The organism is Photobacterium rosenbergii (assembly GCF_033022775.1).
Lineage (GTDB): Bacteria > Pseudomonadota > Gammaproteobacteria > Enterobacterales > Vibrionaceae > Photobacterium > Photobacterium rosenbergii_A.
On record NZ_JAWJZI010000001.1, the window covers coordinates 93815 to 106524 of the forward strand.

Below are 12710 nucleotides of genomic sequence, written 5' to 3' on the forward strand. Positions count from 1 at the left end.
AATCTGACTCAACTCACGTATGTTTGTTTGATGTTAACTGTCTGTTGTAATATTTACTAACATATTGGATTGGTTCACGTAAATGTCTTCAAGGAATGTGTAGACTATCGCTAGATTAATCACTCAGGGAGTTGAGTCGCGAATGAAATGGTTACGAGGAAGTATGTTAATTGGGGGTGTTGCAGTAGCCCTAATGGCATCAAGCAGTGCTTTTGCTGCGGTATCGGGCACTGATCTAACCCAGTCTACAGTGGGTTATGCCTCATTGATTATTTTTGGTCTTGCCTATTGCCTAGTGATGGGGGAAGAATACCTTCAATTGAGAAAATCGAAGCCGGTGCTATTAGCCGCAGGCATTATTTGGCTGATGATAGGTTTTGTTTATCAACAGCAAGGGCAAATTGAACTGGCAAAATCGGCATTAGAGCACAACCTATTGGAATATGCTGAGTTATTGCTGTTCTTACTGGTTGCAATGACATATATCAGTGCGATGGAAGAGCGTCGTTTGTTCGACTCGTTACAAGCTTGGATGGTCAGTAAAGGTTTTAACTTCAGAAGCTTATTTTGGCTGACTGGTTTCTTGTCTTTCGTTATCTCACCCATCGCCGATAACCTAACAACAGCACTGTTGATGTGCGCAGTAGTAATGAAAGTTGGGGGGAGTAACCTTCGATTTATCAATATTGCCTGTATTAATATTGTTGTAGCGGCTAATGCAGGCGGGGCATTTAGCCCCTTTGGTGATATCACGACCTTGATGGTATGGCAGGCGGGCTTGGTGGCATTTACCCAGTTCCTCGATTTGTTTATTCCAGCATTGGTCAATTACCTTATCCCTGCGCTTATTATGTCGTTCTTTGTGCCTAAGACGCGACCTAATACGACCAGCGAGTATGTAGAATTGAAGCGAGGAGCAAGACGTATTGTGTTCCTATTCATCATGACAATTGCAACGGCTGTTAGTTTCCATGCCTGGGTCCATTTCCCTCCGGTGATTGGCATGATGATGGGTTTGGCTTACTTGCAGTTCTTCGGTTTCTACCTTCGTAAAACCCTACCGCGTTCACTAGAGAGGAAAACGGCACTGGCGATAGCGAACAACGACGAAGAAGCTTTGAAACGTATTGGTTCAGTAGTGCCGTTTGATGTCTTTAAGCGGGTATCGCATGCCGAGTGGGATACATTATTATTTTTCTATGGTGTCGTGATGTGCGTGGGTGGCTTGAGTTTATTAGGCTACCTCGGCTTGGTTTCTGAGGTCATGTATTCTCAATGGAATCCCGTCTGGGCTAATGTGATGGTCGGATTATTGTCCGCGATTGTCGATAATATTCCTGTGATGTTTGCCGTATTGACGATGCAGCCGGAACTGTCTTTGGGCAACTGGCTATTGGTGACTTTGACTGCCGGTGTCGGTGGTAGCTTACTGTCGATTGGTTCTGCAGCAGGTGTCGCCCTAATGGGGGCCGCACATGGTAAATATACTTTCTTTGGGCATTTGAAGTGGATGCCCGTAATTGCACTAGGATATGTGGCAAGCATCTTATGTCACTTATTGATAAACAATCATTTATTCTAAAAACAGTAGCCTAATTTTGCTCATGAAGTGGAGTGATTAAATATTGCACGAGGAAGCAAAAGATAGTAATTAGAAAGTGTGTAGAACATCACTAAAGAATAATGAAATGTAAGCCCAGCATTTGCTGGGCTTTTTTTTGGGTAATTGTCGTGCTTAACTATATATACCCAAGTTACATCTATCTTGAAGTAGCTTGGGTATATTATAAGCTGTAGTAGTCATAGGAATGGCGCATGAAGAAATATGGATGTTATGTAGTTGGCGCATTGACGCTTTGTTCGGGATCTCTTGCCCATGCAATGGACTTGGAAACCTTTTTTAGGGTGCCTAGTGTAAAATTAGGTGTCGCAAAAAGCACAGGTAATGTCGATATATCCAAGGACGGAGAGTTTAACGACATTCCGTTTAATTCATCAAATTTGGTCACACCCGTTATCTCCCTTATACAATCGCCGTATTTTTTCTCTGAAACGACCCGCTGGGGTTACCACACAGAGTTATCAGCAAGCTACTTTGATCTTGATTATGATGACGATGATGATGACCAATTTAATGGCGGGGATTATAAGGGGTATTCAGTTAGTTTTACGCCGGTGCTGTTTTACCAATGGGGCGATCGTAAACTCTGCTCAACGTGTAAAAGTTGGCGCATAGAGCTTGGTGCTGGTGTTCATTATCTCAATGCTGATGGGAAGTTAAAAAATGCGGATAATAGTCAAATTAAGTTTGACTCATCTGGCTTTGGATTCAACTCCCATCTAGGGACGGTGGTTAACTACAAGAAGTGGGAACTGGGACTGAGATTAGTTGCACCAACCAGAGTGGATGATGGTGACATCAAGGTAGAGCACGGCATCTCATCTGTCAGCCTTGGCTATCGGTTCTAGCAATACGTCACACTTAAACATTACTTTAACAATGGTTTATACAAGGCGCTTAATGGTATTAACATTAAGCGCCTTTACATTTAGGGAAGAGTTACACCCTCAAGCTCTGCTAATTAAGCTAGGGCAATATCCAGCTCTTTCAGGAAAGTATCAATATCGTCACCAGAAATATCAATATGGGTGACCAGTCGCATTGGGTTTCCAGGGGTGATAATGATGTCCTTTTCTTTTAGCTTTGCAGCCAGTGCCGGTTGGTCGATAGTTGGATCGACTTTGGCAAACACAATGTTGGTTTGGACAACATCGGTATTGACCTTAAAGCCGGGGACGCGATTAAGGCCTTCAGCTAGTGTTTTCGCGTTGGTATGATCATCAGCCAAACGATCGACGTGCTCAGTCAATGCGATTTTAGCAGCAGCGGCCAAGATGCCAGCCTGACGCATGCCGCCACCTAGCACTTTTCGCCAACGTCGGACACGTGAAATAAAGGCTTTGTCGCCGAGTACCAGAGAACCAATGGGTGCACCTAGTCCTTTAGACAGGCAAACTGTCATAGAGTCAAAGTACTGGCTAATTTCTTTGATATCGACTCCAAGAGCGACTGCCGCGTTATAGACCCGAGCGCCATCCAAGTGCAGCTTGAGGTTATGCTGGTTTACAAACTCTCTTGCTTGAGCCATATATGACAAAGGCAGTACCTTACCATTAATTGTATTCTCAAGGCTCAGAAGGCGGGTACGCGCGAAGTGCGCATCATCCGGCTTAATGGCAGCTGCGAGTTTAGTAAAAGGAATCGTACCATCCTTTTCGTTTTCAATAGGCTGAGGCTGTATTGAGCCGAGAACAGCTGCACCACCACCTTCAAACATATAGTTATGGGCCTGCTGGCCGCATAGGTATTCATCACCGCGTTCACAGTGTGCCATTAGCGATAATAAATTCGCTTGTGTACCAGAGCTGCAAAATAGAGCACTTTCAAAACCATGACGCTCTGCTGCCCATTGCTCTAGATCATTAACGGTAGGATCGTCACCATACACGTCATCACCAACCAGTGCATTGGCCATTGCATCACGCATGGCTTGTGTCGGGCGGGTGACGGTGTCAGAACGAAAATCTATCATGGCTACTTCCTTGGTTTATACAGTTTGCGTTTAACACTTTGCCAGAAACAAAACAAAGTGAATAGAAATCTATGCCATGATTTTGCTCGGATAGCGAAAATTTGATACCGAGCAAGAAAATGATTGAATAATTGTTATCCTTTCGTGAATTTTCATTTTCTGCCTGCTGGTTTAGCTAGACTTAAGATGAAGCAAGACTGGGGGCGTTGCTTTGCAGCGTTATTCAGCAATTTTACGTTGTAGGTTTGCTGGAGCGAAGATCCATGGCGTAGGTCAGATAGGAGGCTGTCATATGTTGGCTGAGCATAGGCATTTCATTTTACCTGGAGAATCAAGATTGCATGCGGATGTCACCGTAAGTCCGGTTGGCGAACTTGAAGTTAATATTCTTGAACAAAATAGCCATTTGAGTGGTGAATTTGATCAGCTCTATTTCTATTCGGAAGGTAAAAAAACGGAACTTGTTTGCAAAAGTCAGCAGCAAAAGGATGATGTGCAATGGCACTTGCCTTTGTCGAGTGCTGATGCACGAGAACTCGCCAAGTTGATAGAACTTGCTGAGGAAGAATATGAAATTTTGATGCGTGATCTATAGCGAGTTATCTACATTAGGTGTGACGACTTTTCTTTTAATCCTGCTTGGAAAGCAGGATTTTTTCTTGGCGTTTAATCCTGACTCAGTAGCAGGGTAATGGTCGCGATAATATGCTGATAGCGTTTAGGAAGAGGACGGTGTTGTTTCCTGAGTAAATACAACTCTTGTTTAACAGTGTTAGCTAGAGGGAGCGTTTTGATTTTATCTTGATAACTAAACTGACTAACCGCTTTTTCTGGCAATACAGTAAAGCCAAGTCCTTTTGAAACCGGTAGTAGGATTTGATTGAGCTGATTGATATAACCTGATTTTGTAATCTTGTTAAAGTCAAAATGACTATCAGTGAAATTTGCCATATGTACCTGTTGGAGATAGTGCTTTCCATCAGGGTGATTAATGAACCCAAACGAGTAGAGAGATTCTTTGTCTAACTTCTCGTCTGGATAGTTGGCAGGCACTACGAGGCAGAGCGCTTCTTGTCCTATTTCCGATTGTTCAAAATACGGATCATCCAATGAATGAGTAATGATCCCGATATCAAATTGGCTACTCTTGATCCCTTCTATGATCCTATGATTCGGTGCTGATTCTAGATGAATACTGATAGCAGGGTGGTTTTGTTGGTGATGAAGTAAGTGGGGGTAGAGAAACATAGCTAGCGAGCCCGAGCAAGCCACGTAGCATTCACCACTTAAAGGATCATCTGCCAATAGTTGTCCCAGTAATTGTTTTTCATCTTCTTGTCGTTTTACACCGTACTGGTAAAGCTGTTGACCCGCAGGTGTGAGTTCAAATCGTTTACCTACACGCTTGATAAGTGGTGTACCGGCCTGCTCTTCGAGCTTTTTGATGTGCTGGCTGACGCCCGGTTGGGTCATGAAGAGTTTTTCTGCAGTTTGTGTGAAGTGGCCGACTTCAACCAAGGTAATAAAAGTATGCAGCCATTGGGTATTTAGCATGGCAGATAATGAACTGTGAAAGATTAAGTTAGTTGATTAGTACCATTTGATTATCAAGCACGTCAAGCAGATACCCAGACAGGTATCTGCTTGACGTGTTAAGAAAGGGCTTTGATATTAGGTCAGAAATATAGCTTTAGTTATCTAGTGTTAATAAATCTATGAGGTCAGTGTTACAAGCGTTTGGTACCCATCTGGTAGACAGCGCATACCTCATTGTGATCGTTTAGCAACGTGATGTTGGCTTTATAGCCAGGTGATAGCAGGCCATACTGGTCGTCAATACCTGCGGCTTTTGCAGGGTATAAGCTAGCCATACGAAGGGCTTCTGCACGACTGAGTCCTACATGCTGAATGAGGTTTTTGACCCCTTCAATCATTGTGATAGCTGCACCTGCAATGGTTCCATCGGCGTAATGACACTTTCCGTCAGTGACATAGGCGATGGTCCCGGCCATGTTATATTCCGTCATGTCAGTACCCGCGGGGGCCACGGCGTCGGTAACCATAAATAGTTTTTCACCTAGTTGCTGGTGGGCAATCCGAACGGATGCATACGAAGAGTGAATACCATCGACGATAATGCCAGCATGGGGCTTTTTATCGAAAATATAGCCGACGGTACCAGGCTCACGGGAGCCGAGAGGAGTCATGGCATTATATAGATGCGTAGCCATTTTGAGGTTATTCTTGGCTGTTAGCTGGTGATAGTCGGCATTGGTGTGACCCAGTGAGACAGTGATTCCCGCATTATTGAGAATATCGATAACTTCCTGGGACGTGTTTTCCGGAGCAAGAGTAACCACGGAGATATGCTTGGCATTATCAGCTAAGTAGTGTGCCGTTAACTCATCCAGGATACGAATGTGGCTTTCGTCATGAGCGCCTTTTTTTTCTTTGCTAATAAATGGGCCTTCAAGGTGTAAACCGATGATGCCTTCGTTTTCATGATTCTCTATACCAGCAACCAGCTCTACTGCTTTGCACATTGTCTCATGCTTGCTGGTGATCAGCGTTGGTAAGTATTGTGTGGTACCACTCTGAATGTTGGTTTCATTCATTGTATCTAGCGTTTGCTTTGAAATATCGACATTTAGCATTACGCCACCACAGCCATTGAGCTGCAGGTCAATAAAACCCGCTGTTGCAGTCAGATTCTGACCATCATGCACCGTTTCCGGTAAGTTAGCATTGTCCATTGGAACGATGGCCTCAATGGTATCGCCATTTACAATAATTGCTTGGTTCTCAAGGATATCTTGGCCGTTAAAAACATTAATATTTGTGATAGCGTACATAGGCGTCCCAACTCTTGAAGCGGTATAGAATAAGTGAATGCGTAACCTGGCGAATAAGCAAATCTGTGTAAGATTGCTCTAACTTATTTTTGTTTAAAAAATAAGTTAGAGCAATGGATGGCGTTTGTCAATGCCCTGCGAGATATTAATGAGAGCTTATGCTCCATAATCTTCTGTTTTCGTAATCAAATGTTTGATTTATCCTTGTGGCGCATTCATAGGAGAGCATATGTCGCCTAAAACGATTTTTGCCAGCGTTGCATTGGTTATTGCGCTGGGTTCATTAGAGAAAAGTATTGTTACAACACCACTGCCAATTATTGGTGAAGAGTTAGGAGCCGGACAAGCCCTGACCTGGGTAGTCACCGCCTATTTGTTGGCAGCAACGGCGGTATTGCCCGTTTACGGGAAGTTGAGTGATATTTTTGGCAGGGTCAAGATGCTCAATATCAGCGTGGCATTGTTCTTGTTGGGCTCCGTTGCCTGCGCGATTGCCCAAGACTTGCCAACCTTGTTGGCGGCGAGGGTATTACAAGGCATTGGTGGTGGTGGTCTGATTGCGCTGGCATTCACGGTTATTGCAGACTGTATTCCAGCCCGTGAAGTCGGGAAGTACCAGGGCTATATCTCAGCAGTGTACGCTGCGTCGAGTATTGCAGGGCCGCTGTTGGGCGGATACTTCGCCGAACATCTCAGTTGGCGCTGGGTTTTCTGGATTAATCTACCTCTTGGTGCCGTGGCCTTGTGGATGATCAATACTAATCTCAAGCATTTGAGCAAAGGGCGGGATAGCCGCTTTGACTGGGCGGGTGCCGGTTTGTTGATGACCATTACCACATTGTTGCTGTTGTTGATGTCACCGGATATTGCGATCAGCCAAGCTAGCTTAATTATTGCAACAGTTGTTGTCATGATAATGTTCATGGTTGTAGAGAAGCGGGTATCCGATCCTATTCTTCCTGCACGTTTGTTTAACCTTCCCGGATATCTTATCAGTGTGTTGCTCATCATGTGTTCGCAGCTTCTGATGTTTGCGGTATTGGTGTATTTACCTCTGCAAATGCAATGGCAGCATGGCATGACGGCGTCAGCAAGTGGTCTTATCATGATGGTGTTTATGATGAGCATTACCAGTGGGGCATACCTAGGTGGTAAGCGAATAGCCAAAACGGGCTTGTATAAATCCCTGGTGGTTTTGGGCTTTGCGCTGTCCGTTGCTGCAGTTTTTCTCCTCTATCAAGGTTTGTTGATGACGGTTGCATTGGCATTTGCCGGATTGGGCTTGGGACTGACATTGCCGAGCTTGAATGTTGTGGTGCAGAATGTACTCCCTCCTCAGGATCGGGGGATAGGGCTTTCTATGTTTGGTTATGGCCGTGAATTCGGTGGTGCGATTGGTGTTGCATTTTGTGCAGCGCTATTTCATATCAAAGTACCTGTTCTTGTAGGTGAAGGAGGCACGGATGGCCTTGCCCAATTTGATTCAATCGCCCTGGGCCAAGGCTTTACTATGACCTATGGCGGTTTGGTGATTGTTGCTTTGGTTTCTTTGGTGGTGGCGATGGTATGTTTGAAAGCTCAGCCGCTGTCTAATGATGTCGCTAAGCCCAAGCGTTCCTATAAGCCAGAGCGGTCAAATAAGCCAGAGAGCTTAGACTAATCCCACCATTCATATCGATTTGATAGCCCTGTTGGCCTGCTAGCAGGGCTTTTTTGTGGACAAATTATTGCTGTCAGGCACAATACGCCGCCTTATGTTTTAAATATCGTCACATAGTGTGGCGACGAGGTGAGTCATGGCATGGTTTGAGTGGCCATTAATTCTTTCTAGTGTGTTAACCCAATTGGCAATTGGTGCATTTATTGTTCTAGGTATAGCGCTGTTTTCGGGCAAGCTGTGTTTCGGTCAAGCAGATAGACTTCATCGCACCATGCCTGTTTTATGGCTCATGCTATTTTGTGCACTCTTGCTGCGCGAGCTCAATTTGATGCTTGCGAACCCCGCTGATGGTTACAGCCTTGGTTTTGAAGCACTTATAGCTATCACATTTTTTGCCTCCGCTTTGATGTACTGGTTTGCTGAAAAAGCCTTGGTAGGCTCAGAGGCTTTTCGTAAATGCTGTTTGGCCCTAGCCGTTGTTGTAGGTACTGGCTATTTGCTTAATGGTTTGATGATGCGCAGTGAGCAATGGCTTGTCGCCTCGCACTTTTTGGCAACAACACTATGCGGGGGGACGCTACTTGCCCATGCCTGCCTTATCAGAGCTAAGCACAAAGTCGTTGAGTTTGATCGGGTTTTCCCCCTTGCCGGCGCAGTTACCGCAATGATTTGTTTGCTGACAGGTTTGCCGCAGCTAGGGGAGCTATCGAGTCAAATTGAAACGGGTGGGGCAATCATGCCTTTCATTGCTCAAGTGGTGAGTCTGGGCTTATTGCTGGCAGCCGTGGGGGTTTGGTATATGCCTATTGTTACAAAGAGCAAGCCTGTTATGAGTGTAATGACTTTTGCGTTGGCTTTGATTGGTTTCTCGTCATATTTTGCCGGGGTTGGTTATTAGCGAGCCAAAAAGAAAATCGCGATGTCATTATTTACACTGGCATCGCGGTTTTTGTATTTACAAGCTAAGTAGCTATTTCACAACGCTGAGAATTTCCCTAAATCGCTCACCTTCGGCAACTTCCTGAAGTTCAAAAATCAGCATTTCAGCAGTCGTCAAAGACGCACCAAATTGTTGCATCTTCTGTAGGGCGACCTGTTTATTCGTTGGGTTGCGTGACGATACAGCATCGGCAACAACCTCGACATGATAATCTGCTTCAAGTAGTTGGCGAACCGTTTGGTAAACACAAATATGGGCTTCGATACCGACGACAACAACGTTCTTACAGCCTGATGCTGCTAATGCTTCGACAAATTTAGGTTCGCGATAACAGCTAAAGCTATTTTTTGCGATTGGGGTGTGATCATGGAGATGATCTGAAATCTGTGGAATCGTTGGTCCTAGCTTATGTGGAATTTGTTCAACCCAGATAATCGGGATATCCAGAATCTTGGCGCCTTTGACAACGGTTTCCAAACTTTTGAAAAGCGTTTCTTTGTTATCCATAATTTGAGCCAGTTTACCCTGGACATCAACTATCACAAGTGCTGTATCGTTTGTTGTAAGCATATGAATATCCACTCATTAGTTAAGCTTTTACCATATAGGAATTTCTGCGAGATTGAAAAGGCCACCTTCGCAAAATTCCTATTCACGTTGTTTAAAGCCTGAATATTCAATACCTGCAAGCTTGGCCATGTCACTATTCCAAGTGGCTAAATCATCTTGGTTGAACTGGTTGAGATGATGATGACCGCAGGCTCTGGCCATTACTTGCATTAATTCCGTTGATGCAGTTAAGAAGTTAGCAAGCTTGGTAGCGGCAATGTTGGGGTCGAGCTTTTTACGAAGCTCTGGGTTCTGGGTGGCAATACCGGCAGGGCAGTTGTTGGTATTACAGATCCGCGCGCCAACGCAGCCTATTGCCTGCATGGCGCTATTCGCTAGAGCAATACCATCAGCGCCAAGGGCCAAGGCTTTGATAAAATCTGTCGGTGTACGCAAACCACCCGTAATGATGAGTGTTACGTCGCCAGTCATGCCTTGTTTGTCGAGGAAATATCGAGCCCGGGCTAAGGCGGGAATGGTAGGCACACTGATATGATCGCGGAAAATTTCAGGTGCGGCACCGGTACCGCCACCGCGACCATCGAGAATGATGTAATCAGCACCTGCTTCTAGTGCAAATCCCATATCTCGTTCAATATGGTTTGCACTGAGCTTAAACCCAATAGGGATCCCGCCAGTGATCACTCTTACATTTTCAGCAAATGCTGCAAAGTCACGGGGAGTTTTGAGATCTTTAAATGTAGGCGGGGAGATTGCATCCGTCCCTTCTTCTAGGCATCGGGTCTTGGCTATTTTACCGGTATTTTTAATCGCAGGGAGGTGACCGCCTGTGCCGGTTTTTGCACCTTGTCCGCCTTTGAAGTGAAAGGCTTGGATTTTCTTCAATAAGCCTTCGTGATAGCCGAACATAGCGCTGGCAAGCTCATAGAAGTACCTGCTGTTGGCTTGCTGCTCCTCTGCGAGCATGCCACCTTCGCCTGAGCAAATCCCAGTGCCAACTTTCTCAGCCCCCATTGCCAGCGCTGTTTTGGCTTCTTCTGACAGTGCACCGAAACTCATGTCCGACACGAAAAGTGGCATACTTAATACCAGTGGCTTTTTCGCTTTGGGACCAATGACTAGCTCTGTGCCCACCTTGGCATCTTCCATCAGTGGTTTACTGGCCATTTGTGCCACCATGATCTGTATATCATCCCAATCAGGCAGTTTATATCTAGGTACCCCCATGGCGGTCATCGCGCCGTGATGGCCAAGATTAGTTAAGCCTTCTCGGGCGAGTTGATGGATGTATTCGACGGTGGGTTCTTCTTTGGTCGCTATGGCAGGAGGTAGTTCATCAGCACTGGATCTAACGCCGGGGCCCTCTTGCCCAATGTCAGTATCTCCGAATTGCTGGTGGGTTCCATCGCAAAAAGGGGCGTTCCCAGTATGCTTGCAAGCACAAAGGAAAGCATCGCCATCTTTCTCCGCTTTGAAGCTCATAGGCTTAAAATCAGTGGTTTGATGAGAACCATCACAGAATGGCTGCTTTGAAGAACGTCCACAGGTGCAGAAGTAATAGGTTTGACCTTTTTCCAGGTTAACTTTGCTCGGCTTGATATTAGCAACCACGGGCTTACTCATCTAACGCTCCAACAAATATAGGCACAAGGATGCTCAAAGTATGGGAGACGATAGGCATATTTGCATAATTGGCAATGGTGCGGAAAATGTTCTATCAATTGGAAATACACGATAGCTTTGCTTAAATCGAATAGGGGATTTAATCTTTTGTAACGGTCAGCTACTTTACAGTTGACGCATTTCACGGAACAATGCAGATGTTTACGTTTAGAGAACTTTGTAAAATATTATGACGGAAAAGAAAGCTAGCCCTTTTAACGATTTGATTTTTAATGTCATCGTGCCTTCAGTTGTACTAATGAAGCTCAGTGGTGATGAATACCTTGGCTCTGTTGGCGCACTTTTAGTTGCTTTGGCTTTTCCGGTTGTACTGGGTGGCTATGAGCTGATTAAGTACAAAAAGTTTAACTTTATCTCGTTGTTAGGTTTTGTCAGTGTGTTGCTGACTGGCGGTATCGGCCTTTTGCAACTTGACCCGAAATGGTTAGCAGTGAAAGAAGCGTTGATCCCAGGCCTTATCGGTATCGGTGTGTTTGCTTCAACATTCACTAAATACCCAGTTGTTAGCAAGATGCTGTTTAACGAAACGGTTTTGAATCTCCCTCTTATCAATCAAAAGCTGCATGAGTTCGGCCGAAAGAGTGACTTTGACCGCCGTTTACTGACTTCAAACTACTTGTTTGCAGGAACCTTCGTTTTTTCATCTGTGATGAACTACGTGTTGGCTAAGATGATTGTGACAAGCCCTGCAGGTACTCAGGCCTTCAATGAAGAGTTGGGGCGTTTGACCTTGGTAAGCTATCCGGCGATTGCTATTCCATCAATGCTGATGATGATGGGCATTTTCTTCTATATGTGGCGTCAGATACGTCAGATGACGCAGCTAGAAACTGCAGAAATTCTCAAGACTGAACAAGAATAGCAGTCAGTTTTGGATAGAAAGCCAGCACATCTGCTGGCTTTTTTGTACCTGAATAAATCCCAAGTTGGTTGCAAAGCAAGAGACGTGTATAGTTCAGGCCAATCGCTTTTACGTATATTGCTGTATGTAAGGGCAAGATAGATTTAGTCGTGCTGCAATGGCAGCATTGAATGATGAGGTAGTCCATGGCTCGCACAGCGCATGCTTTACATATCTTGGTGAAACACAAAGAACTGGCTGAGGATATTCTTCAGCAACTGAAGAAAGGTGCCAAATTTCAGGCTTTAGCGAAGAAGCACTCAACGTGTCCATCTGGTAAGAAGGGCGGGGACTTGGGCGAATTCCGTAAAGGCCAGATGGTGCCGCAGTTCGATAAAGCCGTTTTTTCGAATAAAGCGATCAGCACCAGTGAAGCACTTAAGTTGAAGTCGCCTGAGCTTCGAGGCGTGATCCCAGAAGTCGTAAAGACTAAATTTGGTTGGCATGTCATCAAGGTGCTGTACACAGTTTAGTGCAGTGTTTAGTTGAAAAAAGGCGCATTGTGCGCCTT

12 protein-coding genes are annotated in these 12710 nt (G+C 45.0%); 7 read left to right on the top strand and 5 right to left on the bottom strand.

From position 1 onward, the window contains the following. Positions 1–193 precede the first annotated feature (193 nt). Together nhaD and R2X38_RS00375 are read left to right on the top strand one after the other, a co-directional pair. Positions 194–1582: a sodium:proton antiporter NhaD gene (nhaD, locus tag R2X38_RS00370; protein WP_317520878.1), complete on the top strand. Its 1389-nt coding sequence runs from the start codon at positions 194–196 to the stop codon at positions 1580–1582. Between the two features lie 233 nt (positions 1583–1815). Continuing rightward, complete coding sequence (locus R2X38_RS00375; protein ID WP_317519997.1) at positions 1816–2469, top strand: hypothetical protein; 654 nt, start codon at positions 1816–1818, stop codon at positions 2467–2469. 113 nt (positions 2470–2582) lie between these two features. Here R2X38_RS00375 and ltaE read toward each other — a convergent pair whose 3' ends face one another. Then, positions 2583–3593, bottom strand: a complete 1011-nt coding sequence (ltaE, locus tag R2X38_RS00380; RefSeq protein WP_317519999.1) for a low-specificity L-threonine aldolase — start codon at positions 3591–3593, stop codon at positions 2583–2585. A gap of 292 nt (positions 3594–3885) precedes the next feature. Between ltaE and R2X38_RS00385 the strand changes: the two genes are divergently transcribed. Then, positions 3886–4188 (top strand): hypothetical protein, encoded by a 303-nt coding sequence (locus tag R2X38_RS00385; RefSeq protein WP_317520000.1) that lies wholly within the window; start codon positions 3886–3888, stop codon positions 4186–4188. A gap of 71 nt (positions 4189–4259) precedes the next feature. On the opposite strand, the gene R2X38_RS00390 is transcribed toward R2X38_RS00385, so the two are convergent. Both R2X38_RS00390 and nagA read right to left on the bottom strand, forming a co-directional pair. After that, entirely contained in the window at positions 4260–5147 is an 888-nt protein-coding gene (locus R2X38_RS00390) for a LysR family transcriptional regulator (protein WP_317520001.1), read from the bottom strand. A gap of 173 nt (positions 5148–5320) precedes the next feature. Then, positions 5321–6445, bottom strand: coding sequence for an N-acetylglucosamine-6-phosphate deacetylase (gene nagA, locus R2X38_RS00395; protein ID WP_317520002.1), 1125 nt, complete (start codon positions 6443–6445; stop codon positions 5321–5323). 229 nt (positions 6446–6674) lie between these two features. Here nagA and R2X38_RS00400 point away from each other — a divergent pair, with 229 nt between their 5' ends. Further along, entirely contained in the window at positions 6675–8105 is a 1431-nt protein-coding gene (locus R2X38_RS00400) for an MDR family MFS transporter (protein ID WP_317520003.1), read from the top strand. A 136-nt stretch (positions 8106–8241) separates the two neighbouring features. Further along, positions 8242–9003, top strand: coding sequence for a DmsC/YnfH family molybdoenzyme membrane anchor subunit (locus R2X38_RS00405; protein ID WP_317520004.1), 762 nt, complete (start codon positions 8242–8244; stop codon positions 9001–9003). 72 nt (positions 9004–9075) lie between these two features. Here R2X38_RS00405 and R2X38_RS00410 read toward each other — a convergent pair whose 3' ends face one another. After that, entirely contained in the window at positions 9076–9615 is a 540-nt protein-coding gene (locus R2X38_RS00410; protein WP_317520005.1) for a hydrolase, read from the bottom strand. A gap of 78 nt (positions 9616–9693) precedes the next feature. Further along, a complete protein-coding gene (locus R2X38_RS00415; RefSeq protein ID WP_317520006.1) occupies positions 9694–11238 on the bottom strand; it encodes a glutamate synthase-related protein in 1545 nt (514 codons plus the stop codon). A gap of 229 nt (positions 11239–11467) precedes the next feature. Here R2X38_RS00415 and R2X38_RS00420 point away from each other — a divergent pair, with 229 nt between their 5' ends. Together R2X38_RS00420 and R2X38_RS00425 are read left to right on the top strand one after the other, a co-directional pair. Next, on the top strand, positions 11468–12160 hold the full coding sequence (locus R2X38_RS00420; RefSeq protein WP_317520007.1) for a VC0807 family protein: 693 nt from the start codon (positions 11468–11470) through the stop codon (positions 12158–12160). A gap of 185 nt (positions 12161–12345) precedes the next feature. Beyond that, entirely contained in the window at positions 12346–12672 is a 327-nt protein-coding gene (locus tag R2X38_RS00425; RefSeq protein WP_317520008.1) for a peptidylprolyl isomerase, read from the top strand. Positions 12673–12710: the final 38 nt, after the last annotated feature.

Bases quoted from the DNA above. Each gene is read 5' to 3' on its own strand.
- nhaD (WP_317520878.1), top strand. From the start codon at position 194: ATGGCATCAAGCAGTGCTTTTGCTGCGGTATCGGGCACTGATCTAACC.
- R2X38_RS00375 (WP_317519997.1), top strand. From the start codon at position 1,816: ATGAAGAAATATGGATGTTATGTAGTTGGCGCATTGACGCTTTGTTCG.
- ltaE (WP_317519999.1), bottom strand. From the start codon at position 3,593: ATGATAGATTTTCGTTCTGACACCGTCACCCGCCCGACACAAGCCATG.
- R2X38_RS00385 (WP_317520000.1), top strand. From the start codon at position 3,886: ATGTTGGCTGAGCATAGGCATTTCATTTTACCTGGAGAATCAAGATTG.
- R2X38_RS00390 (WP_317520001.1), bottom strand. From the start codon at position 5,147: ATGCTAAATACCCAATGGCTGCATACTTTTATTACCTTGGTTGAAGTC.
- nagA (WP_317520002.1), bottom strand. From the start codon at position 6,445: ATGTACGCTATCACAAATATTAATGTTTTTAACGGCCAAGATATCCTT.
- R2X38_RS00400 (WP_317520003.1), top strand. From the start codon at position 6,675: ATGTCGCCTAAAACGATTTTTGCCAGCGTTGCATTGGTTATTGCGCTG.
- R2X38_RS00405 (WP_317520004.1), top strand. From the start codon at position 8,242: ATGGCATGGTTTGAGTGGCCATTAATTCTTTCTAGTGTGTTAACCCAA.
- R2X38_RS00410 (WP_317520005.1), bottom strand. From the start codon at position 9,615: ATGCTTACAACAAACGATACAGCACTTGTGATAGTTGATGTCCAGGGT.
- R2X38_RS00415 (WP_317520006.1), bottom strand. From the start codon at position 11,238: ATGAGTAAGCCCGTGGTTGCTAATATCAAGCCGAGCAAAGTTAACCTG.
- R2X38_RS00420 (WP_317520007.1), top strand. From the start codon at position 11,468: ATGACGGAAAAGAAAGCTAGCCCTTTTAACGATTTGATTTTTAATGTC.
- R2X38_RS00425 (WP_317520008.1), top strand. From the start codon at position 12,346: ATGGCTCGCACAGCGCATGCTTTACATATCTTGGTGAAACACAAAGAA.